Here is a 23,446-nt window from a genome sequence, read left to right as displayed (position 1 = left end):
TATCTATGGAAACCCAAAAACAAAAAAAGTCCTTTGGTCAATGGTTAAAGACTTCAATTACCGTTCGAATGCTAATGGTCGGAATACTAATTTTAGTATTATTAATCCCTTTATCTTACATTAAAGATTTAATACGAGAACGCTCCTATAGACAAGAAGAAGTTGTTAAGGAGATCAATCAAAAATGGGGAAATGAAGTATTATTATATGGTCCGATTCTCAAAATCCCGTATCAGGTGCATACTTTAAAAAAAACCTGGGATGATAAAACAAAATCCTATAACGAAGAAGATATTATTACTATAAAACATGCTTTTTTCTTTCCTAACACATTAGATATAAAAGCCAATATCGAATCCGAAACTCTGGGAAGAAGTATCTATGAGTCTGTAGTATATACTGCTGATATGAAAATAACAGGCTCTTTTACTACTCCAAACTTCGAAACACAGGATATCGCAGAAGCAGATATCTTATGGAACAAAGCTACTGTGCAAGTGAACTCAACAAACCTAAAGGGTATACGAAGTAACCTGGAACTAAAACTAGGAACAGATCAATATCCTTTGCGCTCTCGATATGCACAAAACTCATACACAAATACTCTGGAAACCAAATTTCTAAAAGATAGTTCTTTACCCAAAGAAAGTACAGTTGATTTTAGCCTGGATCTCTTGATTAATGGAAGTGAACAGTTACGATTTATACCTGTAGGTCGTGAAACCAATGTATCTATGACATCAAATTGGGCCTCACCAAGTTTTAATGGTAATTATCTACCTGATACCAAAACCAAACAAATCTCTGATCAAGGTTTTAAAGCCAATTGGAAAGTATTACAAATCAACAGAGAGTTTGAGCAAGAATTTTTTGGAGAACTGCCACATATTAATGCTTCTGCTTTTGGTGTAAAATTACTGATCCCGGTAGATGAGTATCAAAAAAGTGAACGTGCTGCCAAATATGGATATCTGGTGATTGCACTTACTTTTCTGGTATTCTTCTTAATCCAGGCAATAAGTAAAATTCATATTCATCCTTTTCAATATTTAATGATTGGATTAGCATTAACCATGTTTTATACATTATTGATTTCTATATCAGAACATTCAAGTTTTTTACAAGCATATGCTATAGCGGGTAGTGCAGTAGTTTTACTAATTTCTATGTATTCTAAAGCAATACTTAAAAGCTACAAATTTATGGGATTCATAGCTGCTTCTTTAGCAGCTTTATATGCATTCATATTTGTAATCATCCAATTAGAAAACTATGCATTATTAGTAGGAAGCATAGGGTTATTCCTAATCCTGGGAACCATAATGATGATATCCCGAAAAATTGATTGGAAAAATGAGTAAAAACAATATTAGCCATTACTAATTAACTCATAATTAATAATGGCCAATTTATAATAAAAGATGCTGGTTAGTTAGTTGATAAAAGTCGTGCTTCATATTTTTGAAGTGCGGCTTTTTTATCTACTTTTAGTTCTGCTAAAAATAAACTGATGAAAAAAAGCATTTATATTTCAATTTTTGCATGTGCAACACTAAGTATGTTTTCTTGTAAAACAGATTCTAAAAATGATAAGAACCTAACTAAGGAGATTACATTTACCAAGGAAGGTGAGCTTTCTTTGTTTGACCTAAAGGATTCAATCCCTAATCCAATAACCAAACTAGATATCGAAATTGCCGACTCTGATTACGAAAGAGAAACAGGCTTAATGTATCGTAAATCTATGCAGAACGATCAAGGTATGTTATTTATATTTTCTGAAGAAGCTCCGCATTCGTTTTATATGAAAAACACAAAATTTCCTTTGGACATCATCTTTATAGATGCAAAAAACAAGGTAGTAAGTATCCAAAAAAATGCACAACCTCTTAATGAATCTTCATTACCATCTGAAGGACCAGCGCAATATGTGTTAGAAGTAAATGCTAAACTTACAGATACCTGGAATCTTAAAGCCGGTGATTCTATTTCTTTTACTAAAATGTAAAATAAGACCTCACAGGTTTTAAAAACCTGTGAGGTCTTGAAAAAATAATAGAAAATACAAAAAATCCTTTCTAATCGCTTAGAAAGGATTTTTTGTAATTATAACTTAGAAAAAGATTATTTTTTCTTCTCTTCGGTTACTTTTTCTTTAGTCTTTAAACCAACTTTACGTACGGTATCATACATTACCGGAGTTGCAATAAATAGAGACGAATAGGTACCTATAATCACACCAATAATTAACGAGAACATAAACCCTCTTAAAGGCACAGCGAATATAAAGATCGCGATCAGTACCAATAATGTGGTTAAAGATGTATTTAAAGTACGACTTAACGTACTATTTAAAGCTCCATTAACGTTTTTATCCAATGGTCTTCCAGTATGCTCGTTGAAGAATTCCCTAATTCTATCAAATACAACCACGGTATCATTTAACGAGTATCCAATTACAGTAAGTATAGCCGCAATGAACGCTTGATCAATTTCCATATTAAATGGCATAAACTTATAGGTTAACGAGAATATCCCTAGTACTATTAATACATCATGGAATACCGCCGCTACAGCACCTAAACTAAATTGCCATCTTCTAAATCGTAGTAAAATATATAAGAAGACAACTATAAGAGATGCAAGTACCGACCAGAATGCTGCTTGTTTAATATCATCTGCAATTGTTGGCCCTACCTTCATAGAATGCATAATACCTACTTGCTTATCATCTCCACCATTAGCAAACTGATCATAAGTCAACCCATCTGTTAAATAAGGCTTTAAAGCTGTAAATAATTTGTTTGAAATTTCTGCATCTACTTCTTCACCTGTTTCATCAACTTTATACTTTGTTGTAATTTTTAATTGATTATTGGTTCCATAAGTTTTTGCCTGTGCACTTTCAAATGCTGCAACAAGATCTTTCTCTACAACAGTAGGAACAACATCTTTTGCAAAACGAACAGTATATGTTCTTCCTCCTACAAAATCTACACCTTGATCCAAACCATTGGTGAATAATGAACCAATACCTGCAACGATAATAATACCAGAAATGATATAAGCAACTTTACGTTTCTTTAAGAAATTAATATTAACATTCTTAAATAAGTTCTTGGTTGCTCCTGTAGAAAAAGCTAATTCTTTACCATTTTTACCGTAACCATCGATAAATAATCTGGTTACAAAAATAGCTGTAAATAGAGAAGTTAAAATACCTATTAATAAGGTAGTCGCAAACCCTTTAATTGGTCCAGTACCAATAACTAATAAAATAAGACCTGTAAGACCAGTAGTTATATTCGCATCAAGTATTGACGATAATGCATTACTAAATCCATCTTTAATAGCATCTACCTGAGACTTACCCTTTACCAACTCTTCTCTAATTCGTTCAAATATTAACACGTTTGCATCCACCGACATACCAATCGTTAATACGATACCTGCAATACCAGGAAGTGTTAATACCGCTTTTAATCCTGCTAATACTCCAAAAATGAATAAGATATTAACCACCAAAGCCACATCTGCAAAAAGTCCAGCTTTACCATAGTAAAATACCATCCAGATTAGAATTAACACTAATGCTATTGCAAAAGACATAATACCACTATCAATAGCTTCTTGACCTAAAGACGGTCCTACTACCTCACTCTGTATAATATCTGCAGAAGCCGGTAATTTACCTGCTCTTAATACATTTGCCAAATCCTGACCTTCTTCTATAGAAAAGTCTCCGGTAATCTCACTTCTACCTCCACTAATCGCTCCTGTTGTAACACCTGGAGCAGAATATACTATATCATCTAATACAACTGCTATCTGGCTACTTTGATTAAAAGCACGGCCAGTCATTTCTTCCCATTTTTTAGCTCCTTTACCATCCATTTGCATGGTAACTGTTACTTTACCTAATTGGCTATACTCTTGTCTTGCATCTGTAATAACACCACCACTTAATTCTGGCTCATTATCTCTATTTCCTTTTATAGCATATAAATCTAAAAACTCAGAATCTTTTTCTGGTTTTCCCCATGCAAATTTCATAAAACGTTGCTCTACCGGCAATAAAGCTTTTACTTTAGGATCATTAAGGTATGCCATAAACTGATCTGCATTCTTCTTCTCTACGGTAGCCACTACTGGTCCTCCTTGTCTTCCTTGTCCTACAATAAGGTCAAACAATGGGTTTACCTGTGCTTCAATATCAGTAGAATCTTCTGCATCTTCCAATAAGTTTTCGATCGCTGCATCAGCATCAGTTGTTGTAGAATCAACTTTTGCCGTATCTACCTGAGTAGAATCTACCACAGTCTCACTGGTTTCAGCAACTTTTTCTTTTATTTCATCTACACCTTCAAGCTCTTCTTTAATCAAATTATTAGCAGCAATAAGATGATTAAAAACTTCTTCCATCTTATATACATCCCAAAATTCTAATTGAGCTGTACTTGTTACCAAGCTTTTTACCCTCTCGATATCTTTAGCACCTGGAAGCTCTACCAAAATACGACCAGATTCACCTAAACGCTGGATGTTAGGCTGTGTAACCCCAAACTTATCGATACGCTTACGCAATACTTCGAATGCTGATACTACAGACTCATCAATCTTACGTTTTAGAACAGGTTTAACTTGCTCATTAGTCATATCATAAGTGATATCATCACTTAAGTTTTTGTTTGCAAAAATATCTGGTGATGCCAATTTTGCATCCGGAATTTTTTCAAACTCGGTAAAGAAATCATCAATATAATTATTTTGGCTATTCTTCTGTACCTCATCAGTAGCAAGCAAAGCCTGATTAAACGAAGGGTCTTTAGAATTATTTGCAAGTCCACTTAAAATGTCTTTTACAGAAATTTGTAGAATAACATTAATTCCTCCTTTAAGGTCAAGCCCTTTATTAAGTTCTTTATCCTTTGCATCATTATAAGTAATACCGGCAAAAATTTCTTCTTTACCAATAGAATCTAAATAATTACGCTCTGCTGTCTCCCTTAATTTTGAGTAATCTTTTACGCTTTCGGGATACTTTTGCTGTGCATAAATTTCAGCTTCTGCCTCTTTTGTGTAGGCCATGTACGTATATGACAATTGGTAAATACATACCAAGCCAAATAAAATAGCAAATACCCTAACAAGTCCTTTATTTTGCATTATCTATTTATTTTGGTCAAACCTGCTAACAAGAGTACTTACAATATTCCTCTTCAGATTTGACAATTATTTTTATTATTTAATACTATGTGATTGAGCTTTATCATACAACTGACAAAAGCTCTATTTTAAAATATGATTAGTTTTTAGGAATTTCTTAAAAGCTTAGAATTCCAATCAAGAGGTGGGTCCAGCTCTTACTTCAGGAATATTATGCGAAGTGTGGTCTATTGCAATTGCAATATTTGTATTTACTTTTTGGGCTACTTTGACGAGCCTATCTATATAATCGGTATCAATTCCTTTAACAAAACTATACGAGTTAGAACCAGAATATCCATCGCGTTCATGTTTTACTTCTAAAACATACTTTCCATTAAAGTCAGCATCAAAATCTGTACTTTTCTGGATTTCATAAACATCGAAATTATAGTCTTTAGAATTTTTATTTAAAGGAAACTGATCACCATCTTCGTTTTGATCATAAAAAACATGATCCAAGGCTACATTATGTGCTTCAGAAAGTATTCTTTTTATATACTCTACATCTGCATCACTATAGTAGGCAATTTTGAGCTTGCCATTTTTTAGCCCTTTTGATATCCTTGTATGCTGCACTCCTATAGATTGCAGTTGTTTTTTTACAAGTGTTATCGCATTTTGAGCTTCAACAGAAGTAATCTCATTATTAACAAACTCTAATACAATTTCCTGATTAGGTACTACGGTTTGCTGCTGAATAACAACAAGTGTTGCTAAAGCAGAAATTAAAATCCCGAAGTACCATTTTTTCTTCATGCGGCAAATATAAAAAAATTAAAACTGCATTTCTAAAGTCTTCAAATAAATATCTATTGCAATCTTCAAACATCAAAACGTATAAGTTTCAATTTTGGTATTTATCACTATTCCAAAAACATCAAAACCGAGACTTGTTCTATTGTAAAGACTTCATTAATTAGAGAAACATATTTCTTTTTACACTACCGTAAAACAATAAGAGCTGCATAAAGCAGCTCTTATTAAACTTATTTATAAGGATATATTATAACTCTAATAATCCATTTGTTTTCTTAACACCTTCAGCACTTTCTGCAAGTTTAGCTTTTTCTGCATCGTTAAGTTCTATTTCAACAATCTTTTCGATTCCGTTTCTACCTAATACAACTGGCGCACCGATACAAAGATCATTTAATCCATATTCTCCTTCTAATAAGGTAGAGCAAGGGAAAATTTTCTTTTGATCACAAGCGATTGCTTGTACTAAACCTGATACTGCTGCTCCTGGAGCATACCATGCCGATGTACCTAATAATTTGGTCAATGTAGCTCCACCAACTTTAGTATCTGCAGCAACTTGCTCTATTCTTTCTTCTGAAATAAATTCTGAAACAGGCACGCTATTTCTTGTAGCCAATCTTGTTAATGGCACCATACCTTTATCGCTATGCCCACCAATTACCATTCCGTCAACATCAGAAATAGGAGCACCTAATGCTTCTGCTAATCTGTATTTAAAACGGGCACTATCTAAAGCACCACCCATACCTATAATTCTATTTTTAGGAAGATTGGTTGTTTTATGTACCAAATAGGTCATTGTATCCATAGGGTTACTAACCACAATAATAATTGCATTAGGAGAGTGCTCTATCAAACTTGAAGATACTGATTTAACAATCCCAGCATTAATACCAATTAATTCTTCTCTTGTCATTCCTGGTTTACGAGGAATTCCTGAAGTAATTACAGCAATATCACTTCCTGCAGTTTTAGAATAATCTCCTGTAGTACCAGTGATTTTGGTATCAAACCCGTTTAAAGAAGCGGTTTGCATGAGATCCATTGCTTTTCCTTCTGCATATCCTTCTTTAATATCTAACACTACTACTTCTGAAGCAAAATTCTTTATTGCTATATATTCAGCGCAACTAGCACCTACTGCACCAGCTCCTACTACTGTAACTTTCATGGTATATTTTTTTGAATGTAATTAAACTTATTTATTTCGCGAAAATACGAATTCTTTGATGAATTAATTAACAAATAGAGTGTTAATTACCAGCCAAAATTAAGTCCTAAAGAAAGGTTATTATAGTTTTGCAATGTATAATCCAGATTCGCTCTAAAAATACCAAACTGTACTTTTGCACCAATTGATGCTTTAACTCCTTTTGTTCTATTTTTTACACTTATTGGATCTATTACCGTTTGGGATGTTAGCGGTCCGTTTTGAATTTGATAGGTTCCTAATAAATCTGCATCACTCGAACCAAAATAATATCCTAGTCCCCCATAAAAGTTTAAAACAGGTAATTTGGTAGATACAATACCTGTGATCAACCATGAATTAGTATTTAAGCGTACTTCCTGATCTGCACCTTCTATCCCACTACTGGCATTAATATCATAAAAACCTTTTACATTAGTATATCCCAATAAAGCAGATAGTCTAACAGGCCATCTCTTTAACGGAAAAACCCAATCGGTAAACTCATGCTGAAAAGCGACACCATACAGTTGTATTTCTGCATCTTGTACTGCTTTGATCCTTGGCAAAAACCTAAGTTTTATTTCTGTACTTTTTATTAACCCCATTGATCCTTGAATAAATCCGCTTGGTAAAGAATTAATTTCAGAATCACCAATACCATTTGGTAAAACAACTTCTAATTCTGTGGCTTGACCTCGATTTATTACTACTACTATTTCTTCTCGGTTTACACCTAATGCATTTGCAACAGTCTGACTGGTTTGCCCATTTCTAAATGTTAAATCTGTATAATCCTGCACATTTAGGACAAAGGATTGTTTTTCTTCTCTTACAAAAGAAAGATTACCTACAATCCCAGCTTCGAAGTGCCATAATTTCTTTGTTTCTGCTGTATTATACCAACCATTAGACATAGCGTTTACCAAAGACTCTCCTGCAGATGCAAAATAATCTTCACTAAATCTCTGGGCATTTTCAATTCCTATTTCAAGAATTTGATCGATATCTGTTTGCGAAAACGTAACATGACCTAGAAGTAATGCTAACAGCAAAGTACATTTTTTCATAAGATTTGGGTTTAATAGGCATTGCAATATAAAAAAAATCCGCTATACCTATTATATAGCGGATCTTAAATATACTTCTAAACTATTGTTTATGCATCGATATTTGCATATACAGCGTTCTTTTCTATAAACTCTCTACGTGGTGGTACTTCGTCTCCCATTAGCATAGAAAATATACGATCGGCTTCGGTAAGATTTTCGATAGTAACCTGACGCATTGTTCTAAATTCTGGGTTCATGGTAGTATCCCAAAGTTGTTCTGCATTCATCTCTCCAAGACCTTTATATCGTTGTATTTTAGAATTTTCTCCAAACTCTTTTACAATCATATCTCGCTGATCATCGTTCCATGCATATTGCTTTTTGGCTCCTTTTTTTACCAAATATAGTGGTGGAGCTGCTATATAAATATGCCCTGCTTCGATGAGTTCCTTCATATAACGGAAAAAGAAGGTTAAGATTAATGTAGAAATATGACTACCATCGACATCGGCATCACACATAATTACAATTTTATGATAGCGTAATTTTGAAAGATTTAGTGCTTTGCTATCTTCTTCAGTACCAATGGTAACACCAAGAGCTGTAAAAATGTTTTTGATTTCTTCGTTTTCAAAAACTTTATGATGCATTGCCTTTTCTACATTCAATATCTTACCACGTAACGGAAGAATTGCCTGAAACATACGATCTCGCCCTTGTTTTGCTGTTCCACCTGCAGAATCTCCCTCGACTAGAAACACTTCACATAATGCAGGGTCTTGTTCTGAGCAATCAGAAAGTTTACCAGGTAAACCACCAATACTCATCACAGATTTACGCTGCACCATTTCACGTGCTTTTTTAGCAGCATGACGTGCCTGTGCAGCTAGGATTACTTTCTGAACAATCGTTTTAGCATCATTTGGATTCTCCTCAAGATAATTCTCCAACATTTCAGAAACAGCTTGCGATACCGCAGAAGTAACTTCTCTGTTTCCTAATTTGGTTTTAGTCTGACCTTCAAATTGTGGTTCCTGAACTTTTACAGATACAATTGCTGTTAATCCTTCACGGAAATCATCTCCCGCAATTTCAAACTTTAGTTTATCTAATAATCCTGAAGCGTCTGCATATTTTTTTAACGTAGATGTAAGACCTCTTCTGAAACCTGATAAATGCGTTCCTCCTTCATGCGTATTAATATTATTTACATAAGAATGTAAATTCTCTGCATAAGAATCATTATAAATCATAGCGACTTCTACCGGAATATTGTTTTTTTCACCTTCCATAGAAATTACATCTGCTATAATAGAACTACGACTTGCATCAAGAAATCGTACAAATTCTTTCAACCCTTCTTCAGAAAAGAAAGTTTCAGTAACATCGTTACCTTCATCATCCTGATGGCGCTTATCGGTTAACGTAATTGTTATTCCTTTATTAAGATATGCCAATTCTCGCAGACGACTTGCCAAAGTATCATAATTATACTCTAGCGTTTGTTGAAAAATTGTGGCATCTGGCTTAAAAGTTACTATAGTACCGTTAAAATCTGTATCTCCTGTAGATTTAACCGGATATAATGGTTTTCCTCTTTCATATTCCTGCTCCCATACTTTACCATCTTTATGAACAGTTGCGTGCAAATGATCTGATAATGCATTTACACAAGATACTCCTACCCCATGAAGACCACCAGAAACCTTATAAGAATCTTTATCAAATTTTCCTCCTGCTCCTATTTTGGTCATTACAACCTCTAGAGCAGAAACACCTTCTTTTTTATGTATACCTACAGGAATCCCTCTACCATTATCACGAGTAGTAACAGAATTATCTTCATTGATAGTTACTTGTATAGCATCGCAATGCCCTGCTAGTGCTTCATCAATTGAATTATCTACTACCTCATACACCAAATGATGTAACCCTCGAGATCCAACATCACCAATATACATCGATGGACGCATACGTACGTGCTCCATCCCCTCGAGTGCCTGAATACTATCGGCGGAGTAATTTTTCTTATTAGCTTCTTCGCTCATAAAATCCCTTAATTAATTATTTTATTTTTTTGACAACAAACAAAGATAAAAAAAGAGTAAAAGGATCAAAGAGTTTTATCAAGAAGGATTTAACGAGTTATCAACAATTAGTTAAGAATAGTACTAGAAAAATAAAAAACGCTCTTAAAAACGATAAAAACACCCTTAAAATGAATTTAAGATTTATTTATATTCTTGAAAGGATGATTTTCAATTTGCAAAATCTGTAGTATTTATCACAGTAAATTATAAGTATTATAAATCATATCCCAAATGTAGCAATTAAGTACTAGTGTAAAGATTTGTAATTTCATAATTATTATCTTTCTTGTTTTCTACATTCATGAGATATTTTGTTTTTCAATAGGTTGCGTCTTATAACTACAAAAAAGGTCCTGAAAATATTTTCTCAGAACCTTACATCTCAATTAACTCAACTTTCAGCTAAAATAAACTGTAATTTTTATCATATAGCAACATCATCATAAGCTTCTTCATGTACATTGGCAATAGCTCTACCACTTGGGTCATTCATATTTTTAAAAGCTTCATCCCATTCTAAAGCAATTTTTGTACTACATGCTACCGATGGTTCTTGAGGAACACTTAATGCCGCAGTATCACTAGGAAAATGTCCTTCAAAAATAGTTCTATAGTAAAATTCTTCTTTGTTTTGAGGTGTTTGTATTGGGAACCTAAAATGCGCATTCGCCATTTGTTCATCTGTAACTTCGACCTCAACAATTTCTTTTAATGTATCGATCCAACTATACCCTACTCCATCAGAGAATTGTTCTTTTTGCCTCCAGGCTACGCTCTCTGGTAAATATGATTCAAAAGCCTTACGAATAACCCATTTTTCCATTCTTTCCCCATTAATCATTTTATCTTTTGGGTTAATTCTCATTGCAACATCTATAAACTCTTTGTCTAAAAACGGAACTCGCCCTTCGATTCCCCATGCAGCAAGCGATTTATTTGCTCGTAAACAATCATACATATGTAATTTGTTGAGTTTACGCACAGTTTCTTCATGAAATTCTTTTGCATTTGGTGCTTTATGAAAATATAAATACCCTCCAAAAATCTCATCGGCTCCTTCTCCCGACAGTACCATCTTTACTCCCATAGATTTAATAACTCTAGCCATTAAATACATTGGAGTTGAAGCTCTTATGGTAGTAATATCATAGGTCTCTAAATTATAGATCACATCTTTTATCGCATCAAGACCTTCTCGAATAGTAAATTTTATTTCGTGATGTATGGTTCCTATATGATCGGCTACTTTTTGTGCAGCTTCCAAATCCGGCGAACCTTCTAATCCAACAGAAAACGAGTGCAATTTTGGCCACCATGCATCTTTGGTGTCACCGGATTCTATTCGTTTTTCTGAATATTTTTTTGCTATAGCAGAGGTTACTGAAGAATCTAATCCGCCAGACAATAGAACACCGTAAGGAACATCAGACATCAATTGTCTATGAACAGCTGCCTCTAGAGCATCTCTTAGTTCATCAATACTCGTTTGATTTTCTTGCACTGCTTTATAATCAGACCAATCTCTAACATACCACTTCTTTGGTTCTCCTTCTTCACTTGACAAATAATGTCCCGGAGGAAACAATTCTATTTTAGTACAAACTCCTTCAAGAGCTTTTAACTCGGATGCCACATAGAAAGTACCGTTTTGATCCCATCCCATATAAAGAGGAATAATCCCCATATGATCTCTAGCAATGAAATACGTATCCTTTTCTACATCATATAGTGCAAAAGCAAAAATACCATTAAGATCATCTAAGAAATCTACACCTTTTTGTTCATATAGTGCCAAAATTATCTCACAATCAGATTCTGTTTGAAAATCATAAGTTCCTTCAAATTGTTTACGAAGCTCTCTGTGATTATAAATTTCTCCATTAGCTGCTAGTACCAGTTTATTATCTGCACTAAACAATGGTTGTTTACCAGAAACCGGATCTACTATAGCCAATCTTTCATGAGCTAGTATTGCATTTTTACTGGAGTATATTCCACTCCAATCCGGGCCTCTATGTCTAATTTTTCTTGACATCTCAAGTAATTGAGGTCGTAACATCTCTGAATCTTGCTTTATATCAAAAGCACAAACAATTCCACACATATTCTTCTTTTTCTATTATTTTGAAAGGTCAAAGGTGGGTTTATAGTTACAAAATTAAAACAATAAACACAATATAGCTTACACATTAAAACAAAAAATACAATAAACTATAACAAAAAGAAACTTTAAAAAGGATATATTCTTATATATACTACCATATTGTTATCTCAAACATTTAACACAATTTATAGACTCGATTAACATTTCAATTGTAAGTTCAACAATATCTTTACGTCTGTCATAAAAATTAAAATCAAATTATGAAAAAATCACTCGTATTAATTATTATTATGTTTTTGGGTACATTATCAAGTGTAAACGCTCAAAAATTTGCAGGACTGCAGAAAAGTCCAACCGATATTTCTTATGCTAAGAAAGACAGAAATGCCAAACCAGAGATTAAAGTTGTCTATAGTCGTCCACAAAAGAAAGGGCGTAAAATTTTTGGTAGTTTAGCTGCATATGATAAAGTATGGAGAACTGGCGCTGATGAAGCTACCGAAATTAGATTCTCTCAGGATGTAAAAATGGGAGACAAAACCATTAAAGCAGGTACATATTCATTATTCACTATTCCTGGTGAAAAAGAATGGACTATTATTATAAATTCTGATCTAGATAGTTGGGGAGCCTACTCTTATGATAAAAGTAAAGATGTGGCTAGAATCAAGGTTCCGGTTGGAAGTGGTGATGAGTTAGAAGTTTTTTCTATAGCTTTCAAAAAAGTAGATAAAGGGTATCACATGGTTATGGGATGGGATACTACTCGTGTAGAAGTACCTTTTTATTTATAACAAACGAAAGAGTTTACAATTTAATTCATAAAAAAATAGCTTGAAAATAAATTTTCAAGCTATTTTTTTCCTCAACTTTTGTGTTTGTTCTTATCTCGAACAGAGATAATAAGTTCTTATGTTATCTGTGAATAGCATGACCAGATGCCCCAGGTAACTCTTTTAGAAAATCCATCACAATTCTAAAAGTTAATCTAAATTTTGTGTAAAATAGCCCCATATGTTACGTTTAAAAATTAATGTAATTATTATTCAAATATAATACCGATATAACTCGATGTCAATAAATTTATATATATTTTAGATATAAATCAAGATTTTATCGATAATAAGCACGAAAATCTTAATTCTAATAAGTCCACCCCCTAATGCTTTGTTATTTTATACAAGGATAATGGGGTAATTTCCCTAAATTCCTTAACATAAATTTTTCAAAAGCTTATTCTTTTTCGTTTCATTCGGTTTTCAAAATCGTCCCTCAACAATTTCAAAAAATCTTATCTATGGATTGCATTACTGCAAGCCGATGGTAGTTGTCTTAAAAAGGTTTTTAAAGCCTTTATATCAACAAAAAAAATACCGTAAAATAGCTTCATAATCTTTTGGTTTAAAATTGTTATACAAAGATAATGTCTATCTCATTTGACCCATAAAAATTAACATCGACAAAACAAAATTTTAGACATAAAACACTTTAAAACGCCATAACACCAAAAATCAATTTACATGTGTTAATTTTTGAGGTTTTTTCCCACACTGTAAAGTTGTGTTTTAGGGGTTTTCTCCCCCTTTTTTATTTCACATCCTTTCAATCAAATTTTCTTAAAACATATAAAACAACTAAAAAGCAGAGTTATATCTATATATTATTCTAGAAATACCATTATTCATTCCTTGTTAGAAATGTAAAAAAGAGATTATATTTAATATTATATAACCCATTTTTATGTTTTTTTTGAATATTTTTTCCTTCAATTGAATGTTATACTATGAAAAATTAAAGAAAATAATGAAGTCTATTGATCAAAACAATTATGACGTTTATTCATATAAAAACTTAAAACTTAATTGATCACTAAATGTAGCAATGAATTTCTAAGGAACTGTTAATTACACTGGGGGCATGAAGTATTTTGTTTAACCCAAATAAAAAAAGCAGTATTTTAAAAAAGAAGTATTGATCATAAAAACAGATATAGTCCTTTTCTTATAAACCATATCATCTTTTTCTTACTTATAAAAATTAGTAAGAGACTGTTTCTTAAAACAATCTCTTACTAAGGATCTAAAAAATAAAATGATCGATGATAATAAACTAGTACATTCATCATTATCATTTATTGATTGCATACTGAGATGCTCCTGGAAGATCTTTTAAAAAATTAATTACTACGTTAAAACTTAATCCGAAAATAGAGGTAAAATATTTCATAACTGTCTGGTTTTTAATTACAGTTACAAATTTATCTCATATTTACATTGTAAGTATAAAAAATCGTTAGCTGGTCTAAAAGAATAATTAAAACGACATTTACATTCGACGAAAGGTAAATTCACGTTCAAAATCAAAAAGTTTATATACTTCTTTATGCAGATATTTATCTACGCATAGCATATAGAGATGCTCCTGGCAATTCTTTTACAAAACTGATAAAAGCTCTAAAAGTTAATCCAAATGTAGCGTATAAATTTTTCATAAGAAACTGATTTTAAATTGTTCACATAAATTTAAACACTACCAAAACAAGTAATAAAACAAAAATGATAATTTCGATATAAATACTTAAAGAGCTGGGTAAAAAGTATACGAAATATTGAAAAACCACAAATACCGTAGTCTTTTTCCTTCAAAATGAAAAATAAAATATGGGGAATTATCCCCAAAATTATGGAAAAACCATAACGCATTAGTGATTAAATACTTGTATTTTTATTCAAAAAGCTTTAAGAATCAAAGTGATAGATCTTTTTAGGGAATATTTAAGTATTTATGAGTTTGAAGAGAAACTTTCCATTTTGGGTTTTTCATAACATAATCGACAATCAGAGGAATGATTTTTTCGCGAACACTCCATTCGGGTTGAAGATACAATACACAATTATCAGAAACCTTGTCTGCTTGCCTCTCGGCAAATTCAAAATCACTTTTGTTATAAACAATACATTTTAACTCATTAGCTTTTTTATAAACTTCTTCTTTTGGAAGTTTTACTTTTTTGGGAGAAAGACAAATCCAGTCCCATTCACCTGTTAGAGGATAAGCACCAGATGTTTCAATATGAGTTTTAGCTCCTTTATTTCTAAGACCTTGAGTTAACAAGGTCATATCCCAGGTAAGAGGTTCTCCTCCTGTAACCACAATTACATCGCTATATTTTAGCGCATTTTCTACGATAACATTTGTATCTGTTGGAGGATGCAAATCTGCATTCCAGCTTTCTTTTACATCACACCAATGGCACCCAACATCACAGCCACCGATCCTAACAAAATATGCTGCTGTTCCTTTGTGATAACCTTCTCCCTGGATGGTATAAAATTCTTCCATCAAAGGAAGCAGTTTACCATCATTCACCAATTTCTGTATACTCTTTTGCATAAGGTTGCAAATGTAAATAATATTAAATTACGATTTCAGAATAATTACATCTTAAAAAAATCTTCTAATCAAAATTATGAAACACTATCAAAAGCAACTTAATCCTGTATCTATGGTAGATGATAACTATTATCTTTATTCAGACTTAACAGCGACACATTCTATTTCGATTTTAGCACCAACAGCCAATCCTTTGGCAGCAAAGGTGGTACGTGCTGGTTTTTGTGGAAAGTAGGTTTTATACACTTCGTTAAAAGCAGAAAAATCTTCTATGTCAGCTAAAATCACGGTACATTTAACTACATCTACCATATCCATACCATGGTGTTGTAAAACTGCTTTTATATTTTCCAGAGTTTGTTTTGTTTCGGGCTGTATTCCTCCTTGCACCAATTTTCTCACACTATGATCCATTCCTACCTGACCAGACAGAAAAAATAGATTCCCTACTTGTACGGCATCAGAAAAAGGAGCTGTTGATTTTTTAGGCTCGTGAGTTTTATGAAAAACGACTGTATCTACAGACTTTATAGTATCTGTATTACAACTCATTAAAAAAGCGAATAGACAAATAATTAATGTTATTTTTTTCATGGATCCTGAGTAATAAAAAATTAGTATTGTGATTTACTTTATATTAAAAGTAACTTATAATTTCTATAGAAAAGTTAAGATTCCTATTTTTATGCAAAATTATATCTAATTATGAGTGATAACCAGGCATTTCTTGAACATATTAACGAAGGTTATAAAACCAAAGGTGATTTTCTAACTATGGGAGCCGCTATGTATAATGGAGAAACAATAACCGATGCTCATGTAAAAATCCCTTTAAAAACATTAAATCGTCACGGGTTAATTGCCGGCGCTACGGGTACAGGTAAAACCAAAACTCTACAAGTGCTTGCAGAAAATCTAAGCGAACAAGGAATACCTGTACTCTTAATGGATATAAAAGGAGATCTTAGTGGGATTGCAGCTGCCAGTCCTGGTCATCCCAAAATTGACGAACGTCATGAAAAAATAGGTATCCCATTCGAAGCCAAAGATTTTCCTGTAGAGATTTTATCTCTTTCTGATCAGGATGGCGTTCGGCTAAGAGCTACAGTAAGTGAGTTTGGACCAGTTCTACTATCCAGAATTCTTGATGTTACTACAACTCAAGCAGGAATTATCTCTATCATATTTAAATATTGTGATGATAACAAATTACCATTATTAGATTTAAAAGATCTAAAAAAAGTCTTACAATATGCTACTCAAGAAGGTAAAAAGGAACTAGAAAAGGATTATGGACGTATTTCTACTGCATCTACGGGTTCAATTTTACGTAAAATAGTCGAATTAGAACAACAAGGAGCAGATCTCTTTTTTGGTGAAAAATCTTTTGAAGTTCAAGATTTATGTAGAATTGATGAAAACGGTAGAGGTATCATCAATATCATTAGATTAACAGACATACAAGATAAGCCAAAGTTGTTTTCTACATTTATGCTTAGCCTTCTTGCCGAAATATATGGCACTTTCCCAGAACAAGGGGACAGTGGGAGGCCAGAACTAGTGATTTTTCTTGATGAGGCTCATCTCATTTTTAAAGAAGCTTCTAATGCACTTATGGGTCAGATAGAAAGCATCGTAAAACTAATACGATCTAAAGGTGTCGGTCTTTATTTTGTAACTCAAAATCCAACCGATGTTCCTGATGGAGTTTTAAGTCAATTAGGACTCAAAGTTCAGCATGCGCTTAGAGCATTTACTGCCAAGGATAGAAAAGCGATTAAACTTACTGCAGAGAATTATCCAATTTCTGAATACTATGACACCAAAGAAATACTTACTTCTTTGGGAATTGGAGAAGCTTTGGTATCTGCCCTTGATGAGAAAGGACGTCCTACTCCATTGGCAGCAACTATGCTAAGGGCTCCTATGAGTCGAATGGACATCCTAAACGATAGTGAATTAAAAGCTTTACTTAAAAAATCAAAACTTATCCCTAAATATAATAAAGAAATAGATAGGGAAAGTGCTTATGAGCTTTTAAACGAAAAAATTGAGAAGGCAGAAGCAGAAGAAGCAAAAGCAGCCGCCAAAAAGGAAAGAGAAAAACTAAATAGAGGCTCATCTAGTTCTCGATCAAAAAGTAGAAGAGCTAGTGCTACAGAAAAAGCAGTGATAAAAGTACTTACCAGTGCCACTTTTATTCGAGGAGCTTTAGGAGTACTTAATAAGTTATTGAAATAATTTACGTTTATAATTTAACAAATCACTAAATCATCTAGTTATGGCAAAGAGAATGTTAAAAATTCTTCTTATTTCACTATTAATATATAGCTGTCAAAAAGAACAAAAACAAGATCCGTTTGAGATTACCAATAATAGAATAGGACTATTAACCAGCGAAATACAAATCAAAGAATTAGATTCTATCTATGCCAATGATTCTATTGCAAAAAGAGCTGCTGGAAATCAATTTCTTAATAATGTAAATGAAATAGAAATTTATGAAAAAGGAGGAACAAAGTTATTAGTTTTAGAAGCTCATAAAGAATCAGATCCGATGTCTACTATAGAAAACATTCAAATTGTGGATCCCAGATATAAAACTGCTTCGGGTTTATCTTCTAATGGTGTTTTTAAAGATATCAAAGACCATTACAATATCTCAAAAATTAATAATACACTAAGTACAGCTGTAATATTTGTAGATAGCATTCAGGCATATTTCACTATTGATAAAAAAGAATTATCAAAAAAGTTTCAATCTACTACCGATATAGAAATAACAGCAACAGATATACCCGATTCTGCAAAAATCAAACATTTCTGGATAAGCTGGGATGCAGCCAATTAAAAAACAAAAAAATGAGTAAAAAATATCAGATCCAAAAATCCCCTTTTATTGTTCCGACTACAGATGGAAAACTAATAGAAGAGCATTTTGGTATGGCAACTGATCAAAATTCTCAAATTAGTATCGCACATATGATTGCGCCACCTCATTGGAGCGAGCCTTTTCAAACCCCAGAGTTTGATGAATACACTTATATTATTAGAGGTAAAAAACAGTTTATCATTGATGGAGAAAAAATAATATTAGAATCGGGACAATCTATTAAAATTAAAAAAAACACAAGAATTCAATATACTAACCCATTTGATGAAGAATGTGAGTATCTTGCCATTTGCCTCCCTGCATTTACTATGGAAGCAGTACATCGTGAAGGTGAATGAAAGAAAAATATAAAAAATACTTGCCTCTTATCATTGGAAAATACATCCAGTTTCTTTTCCTTTTTTATCCAAAAAAGGCAATCAATAAAGCATATATCTTATTTTGTACTCCAAGAAAGGGTAAAATATTACCAGAACAAGAAGATTTTCTCGAAGAAGCAGAAGACGAAATGGTTCTTATTGATACTATCTATATCCAGACCTATAGATGGTCTAGCATGGGAGAAACAATTTTATTAGTTCATGGATGGGAAAGTAATACGCATCGATGGAAGGTACTCATACAAAAATTACATAAAAAAGGATTTAATGTAATTGCTTTTGATGCTCCTGCGCATGGTAATTCTACAGGAAAAATATTAAACGTCCCTTTATACACTAAGTGCCTTCAAAAAATAGTTGAACTCTATAGACCTAATCATATGATTGGGCATTCTGTAGGTGGTATGGCAACTATATTTCATCAATACACCTATCAAAATAAAGAAATAGAAAAACTAATCGTATTGGCGCCTCCTTCAGAACTTTCCAGAATCATGAAAGGATATCAGGAGGTATTAAAGCTTTCTCCTAAATTTATGAAAGCGTTAAATCATTATTTTAAAGAAAAACATGGTTTCTATTTTGATGAGTTTTCTATGGTTAACTTCGCTAAAAACTTAGTAGTTAAAGGGCTTTTAATTCATGATAAAAATGATGATATCGCTCCTTATAGTGAAGCCGAAAGTATTAGCAAAAATTGGAACAATGCTCAATTTATAACTACAGAAAATTATGGTCACTCTCTATTTTTTGATGAAGTTGACAATATGATTATTGATTTTTTGAAAGCATAAGCTTTAAACAAATCCTAATAGTGCCTTTCTTTGAAAAAAAAGCAATTCCCTCATTTAAAAGGGCCATTCACTCATTATTGTTTTTGCAAAACCAGCTTTCAACATAGATTTACGATAAATCTATATCATGAAAAATTTAATTTATATCTTCTTAGTATTCTCTAGTTCATGCGCTTTTGCTCAAATTAAAGGAAACGCAACAATTATTTCTAGGCAAAATATAATAGCTTCTGCAGAATTAGCGAATGCTGATATTTATGGAAATCAAATACAACAATTTAGGCAAAAGGATTTAACACCTAACCCTGTGATAACAATTGATGCTAAAGTATTAAACAATATTGTTGCCGATTCGTATACTGCAGTTTTTAATATCGTGCAAATTGGAAAAACATCTCAAGAAACTAATACGCTAATGAACGGGAGAGTAGAAAAAGTAAAAGATGAATTGCGCACCAAAGGTATTTTAGAGGGAGATGTTATTATCGATGTCATTTCATTTGTTCCTGTATATGAAACTGTAGTAGAAAAAAAATTATTCAGTAAAAAATACAATGAAGTCCCCAAAGGTTTTGAACTACAACAAAATATCCATGTAAAATTTACTAATGTAAATCAATTTGAGAAAATACTTTCTACCTGTGCAAATAACGAAATTTATAATCTTGTAAAAGTAGACTATTTTATAAACGATATACAAGCTGTATACAAACAACTACGTACAGAGATATTGAAAACTCTTAAAGAAAAACAACAATTCTATACCGATTTGGGTTTTGATTTAACGTCATATCATCCAACAATGGCAGATACTAAATATTGTCATTTTCCAAGAGAATTTTATAAAAGCTATCAAGCTTTTCATAGTACTTCTTTAGACACATTTAATAAGAAACAAGGGGTTGTAGCTGCAAAAAAACAAATCACGTATTATTATGATCCTATCTCATATAAAAACTATGATATGGTTATAAATAGCTCTATAGTTGAACCCGTTGTGCAAATAGGAATGGAAATAAAACTACAGTATACGCTTATACCAAAAGAGCAAAAACCAATTGAAAAAGAAGTAACAAATCCAAAATATTTCTTAATCTCACCAGATGGGAAGGTTGATATTAAAGAATTAAAATTGAATTAATACCATTTATCATTTTGTTATAACCATTATCTTTGTATACTATTTTTATTGTATGCTTGAAAAAAATTTCACCAGACTTAATAAATATCTAAGCGAAGTTGGTTATTGCTCACGTCGCGAGGCAGATAAATTAATCGACCAGGGTCGTGTAACTATTAATGGCAAAGTACCTGAAATGGGAACCAAAGTTACTCCTGATGATATTGTTCTGGTAGATGGTGAATTAATAAATAAACCTAAAGAAAAACACGTATATCTTGCTTTTAATAAACCTGTTGGTATAGTTTGCACGACAGCGCAAAATGAAAAGGATAATATCGTTGACTATATCAACTACCCTAAACGTATCTTTCCTATTGGTCGATTAGACAAACCTAGCGAAGGGCTTATTTTTTTAACTAGTGATGGAGATATCGTCAATAAAATTCTTAGAGCGAGAAATAATCATGAAAAAGAATATCTAGTAACAGTAAACAAATTGATTAATCCATTATTCATAAAACGAATGAGTAATGGAGTCCCAATTCTAGATACTATAACCCGTAAATGTGAAGTAGAACAAATTAACAAATATGATTTTAGAATCGTGCTAACTCAAGGACTTAATCGCCAAATTCGCAGAATGTGTGAACACCTCGGGTACGAAGTGGTGAAACTTAAACGAATTAGAATCATGAACGTTCCTCTTGATGTTCCTGTAGGAGAATGGAGATATTTAACAGAAAAAGAATTAGGAATTCTTAATGCCGATGTTGGAGATTCGAGCAAAACAGAAGAAGCTTCTGTACTAGAAGACACTAAACCGAAGAAAAGAACCAATAACTCAAGACGGTTTACTTCTAAAAACGACAAAAAAGGAAATTCTGATAAAAGAAGTTCTCACAGATCTAGAGATAAAAAGCGAAAAGATCGAAGAAACTAACCCTTTTTTCGTTGTTAATTATATCTTAATTTCCCTATTTACAAGTTTTTCCCTTTTCTAAAATACCTAAATTGTCTTACTAATCAATTCTCAATCCCATGACGCGTATACTGTTTTCTTTATTTTTTTTGATAAGTATTGTAACCTGGAGCCAGTCAGAATACGAACCTTCAAAAGCACATCCTTTTGGGCAACCAAACCCTAAAGCACCAAAAGAAATTCTGGATTTTGCGCCTCTTATAGGGAAATGTAATTGTGTATCACAAACCAGAAATCAAGATCGAACCTGGGGAGAGCCAAATAAAATGACCTGGGAATTTAAATATATCATGAACGGAATGGCTATTCAAGACCAAACCTTAAAAGCAGATGGTCGACATTCTGGTAGTATAAGACAATTTAATGCAGATAGTAGTCAATGGTATGTGCATTATTATTCATCTGTAAGTGCCAATCCTGTACTTTCTTCCTGGAAAGGAAATAAGAAAGACGGAAAGATCATTTTATATCGTAAACAAAAAGCCCCTAATGGTATGGATGGTTTTTCTAAACTTAGTTTTTATGATATTAATGACAATGGATTTAAATGGCTTGGTGAATGGGTAGACACAAATGAGTCTATTTCTTTTCCGACCTGGAAAATTGAATGTGTTAGACAAGAAAATACAGAACAACTCTTTGATGAAGAACTAATAAGAGCAGAGGCAAAAGCTTTTTCTGATGCTTATCTAAGGCAAGATTATGAAGCTATCGCGAAAATTTATACGGATAATGCAAAAATATTTCCAACCAACGCCCCTATCATTAAAGGATATGAAGCTATTAAAAAAAGATGGGCAGAGTCTAGCGGTTATACTCCTATTGAGCATGAAATTATTCCTGAAGAAATTATAATTCTCGGAGATACTGCTCATGATTATGGAATTTATAAAGGGAAAAACAAAAATGACGATGGCACAAAGATAACATATCAAGGAAAATATGTCGTTATCTGGAAAAAAGTTGATGATCAATGGAAAATGTATTTGGACATTTGGAATAGAATAGAAAAATAACCCTAATAATTTTATTAGAAAATGAATACTTTATCTCCTTTTCATCTGGCAATCCCCGTCCATGATTTAGAAAATGCCAGAAATTTTTATAAGAATATTCTAGAACTTGAAGAAGGTCGAAGTAGTGATCACTGGGTTGATTTTAATTTTTTTGGTCATCAATTAGTAATTCATTACAAATCAAAAACAGATATTGAAAATAAGCATAACAATTTGGTGGATGGTAAAGATGTTCCGGTTCCTCATTTTGGAATTATTCTAGAATGGAGTATATGGCAAGATCTTGCAAAAAAAACTATCTGATAAAAATATTCAATTCGTTATAGAACCCTATATCAGGTTTGAGGGAGAAGTTGGAGAACAAGCAACTATGTTCTTTTATGACCCTTGTGGTAATGCATTAGAGTTTAAGTCATTTAAAGATTCGTCCCAAATTTTTGCAAAATAGGCAACCCATATCTCTTAC

The 23,446-nt window shown here is 32.5% G+C and carries 18 protein-coding genes and 1 pseudogene; 11 read left to right on the top strand and 8 right to left on the bottom strand.

From position 1 onward, the window contains the following. The first annotated feature begins 5 nt into the window (after positions 1-5). Both creD and NNL09_RS13165 read left to right on the top strand, forming a co-directional pair. A complete protein-coding gene (gene creD, locus NNL09_RS13170; RefSeq protein ID WP_025666592.1) occupies positions 6-1,361 on the top strand; it encodes a cell envelope integrity protein CreD in 1,356 nt (451 codons plus the stop codon). A gap of 149 nt (positions 1,362-1,510) precedes the next feature. After that, on the top strand, positions 1,511-2,008 hold the full coding sequence (locus NNL09_RS13165; RefSeq protein ID WP_025666591.1) for a DUF192 domain-containing protein: 498 nt from the start codon (positions 1,511-1,513) through the stop codon (positions 2,006-2,008). A gap of 116 nt (positions 2,009-2,124) precedes the next feature. Here the strand turns inward: NNL09_RS13165 and secDF are convergent, their stop codons facing one another. The 6 genes from secDF to asnB all read right to left on the bottom strand — a co-directional run bounded on the left by secDF (position 2,125) and on the right by asnB (position 12,402). Further along, positions 2,125-5,166 (bottom strand): protein translocase subunit SecDF, encoded by a 3,042-nt coding sequence (gene secDF / locus NNL09_RS13160; protein WP_196909522.1) that lies wholly within the window; start codon positions 5,164-5,166, stop codon positions 2,125-2,127. A 177-nt stretch (positions 5,167-5,343) separates the two neighbouring features. Further along, complete coding sequence (locus NNL09_RS13155) at positions 5,344-5,964, bottom strand: hypothetical protein (RefSeq protein ID WP_025666589.1); 621 nt, start codon at positions 5,962-5,964, stop codon at positions 5,344-5,346. Positions 5,965-6,211: 247 nt separating this feature from the next. Beyond that, a complete protein-coding gene (mdh, locus tag NNL09_RS13150; RefSeq protein WP_025666588.1) occupies positions 6,212-7,138 on the bottom strand; it encodes a malate dehydrogenase in 927 nt (308 codons plus the stop codon). 86 nt (positions 7,139-7,224) lie between these two features. After that, the gene (locus NNL09_RS13145) at positions 7,225-8,226 is read right to left on the bottom strand and encodes a DUF6588 family protein (protein WP_196909521.1); all 1,002 of its coding nucleotides are present in this window, start codon (positions 8,224-8,226) and stop codon (positions 7,225-7,227) included. Between the two features lie 89 nt (positions 8,227-8,315). Further along, positions 8,316-10,256 (bottom strand): DNA topoisomerase (ATP-hydrolyzing) subunit B, encoded by a 1,941-nt coding sequence (gene gyrB / locus NNL09_RS13140; RefSeq protein ID WP_025666586.1) that lies wholly within the window; start codon positions 10,254-10,256, stop codon positions 8,316-8,318. Positions 10,257-10,722: 466 nt separating this feature from the next. Next, on the bottom strand, positions 10,723-12,402 hold the full coding sequence (gene asnB / locus NNL09_RS13135) for an asparagine synthase B (RefSeq protein WP_196909520.1): 1,680 nt from the start codon (positions 12,400-12,402) through the stop codon (positions 10,723-10,725). Positions 12,403-12,662: 260 nt separating this feature from the next. Here asnB and NNL09_RS13130 point away from each other — a divergent pair, with 260 nt between their 5' ends. Then, positions 12,663-13,196: a DUF2911 domain-containing protein gene (locus NNL09_RS13130; protein ID WP_025666582.1), complete on the top strand. Its 534-nt coding sequence runs from the start codon at positions 12,663-12,665 to the stop codon at positions 13,194-13,196. 1,969 nt (positions 13,197-15,165) lie between these two features. Here the strand turns inward: NNL09_RS13130 and NNL09_RS13125 are convergent. Together NNL09_RS13125 and NNL09_RS13120 are read right to left on the bottom strand one after the other, a co-directional pair. Further along, entirely contained in the window at positions 15,166-15,795 is a 630-nt protein-coding gene (locus NNL09_RS13125; protein ID WP_196909519.1) for a 7-carboxy-7-deazaguanine synthase QueE, read from the bottom strand. Positions 15,796-15,930: 135 nt separating this feature from the next. Beyond that, on the bottom strand, positions 15,931-16,347 hold the full coding sequence (locus tag NNL09_RS13120; protein ID WP_231389069.1) for a RidA family protein: 417 nt from the start codon (positions 16,345-16,347) through the stop codon (positions 15,931-15,933). A 153-nt stretch (positions 16,348-16,500) separates the two neighbouring features. Here NNL09_RS13120 and NNL09_RS13115 point away from each other — a divergent pair, with 153 nt between their 5' ends. The 8 genes and pseudogenes from NNL09_RS13115 to NNL09_RS13080 all read left to right on the top strand — a co-directional run bounded on the left by NNL09_RS13115 (position 16,501) and on the right by NNL09_RS13080 (position 23,428). Next, the gene (locus NNL09_RS13115; protein WP_025666579.1) at positions 16,501-18,036 is read left to right on the top strand and encodes a helicase HerA-like domain-containing protein; all 1,536 of its coding nucleotides are present in this window, start codon (positions 16,501-16,503) and stop codon (positions 18,034-18,036) included. A 40-nt stretch (positions 18,037-18,076) separates the two neighbouring features. Continuing rightward, positions 18,077-18,646 (top strand): hypothetical protein, encoded by a 570-nt coding sequence (locus NNL09_RS13110; protein ID WP_025666578.1) that lies wholly within the window; start codon positions 18,077-18,079, stop codon positions 18,644-18,646. An 11-nt stretch (positions 18,647-18,657) separates the two neighbouring features. Beyond that, positions 18,658-19,026, top strand: a complete 369-nt coding sequence (locus NNL09_RS13105; protein ID WP_025666577.1) for a cupin domain-containing protein — start codon at positions 18,658-18,660, stop codon at positions 19,024-19,026. After that, positions 19,023-19,862 carry an alpha/beta hydrolase gene (locus NNL09_RS13100; protein WP_025666576.1) on the top strand — a complete coding sequence of 280 codons (840 nt, stop codon included), beginning with the start codon at positions 19,023-19,025 and terminating at the stop codon, positions 19,860-19,862. The genes NNL09_RS13105 and NNL09_RS13100 overlap by 4 nt, the downstream gene beginning before the upstream one ends. Before the next feature lie 127 nt (positions 19,863-19,989). Beyond that, positions 19,990-21,003, top strand: a complete 1,014-nt coding sequence (locus NNL09_RS13095; RefSeq protein WP_025666575.1) for an SIMPL domain-containing protein — start codon at positions 19,990-19,992, stop codon at positions 21,001-21,003. Positions 21,004-21,055: 52 nt separating this feature from the next. After that, complete coding sequence (rluF, locus tag NNL09_RS13090; protein ID WP_196909517.1) at positions 21,056-21,925, top strand: 23S rRNA pseudouridine(2604) synthase RluF; 870 nt, start codon at positions 21,056-21,058, stop codon at positions 21,923-21,925. 98 nt (positions 21,926-22,023) lie between these two features. After that, positions 22,024-22,980, top strand: a complete 957-nt coding sequence (locus NNL09_RS13085) for a DUF4440 domain-containing protein (RefSeq protein WP_196909516.1) — start codon at positions 22,024-22,026, stop codon at positions 22,978-22,980. Between the two features lie 21 nt (positions 22,981-23,001). Next, positions 23,002-23,428: pseudogene (locus NNL09_RS13080) on the top strand (VOC family protein). The last annotated feature ends 18 nt before the right edge of the window (positions 23,429-23,446 follow it).

Origin of the sequence: Aquimarina sp. EL_43, from assembly GCF_943422735.1 — a bacterium.
Classification (GTDB): Bacteria; Bacteroidota; Bacteroidia; order Flavobacteriales; family Flavobacteriaceae; genus Aquimarina; species Aquimarina megaterium.
The sequence above is the reverse complement of the archived record's forward strand: the minus strand, read 5'-3'. Positions and strand labels throughout refer to the sequence as shown.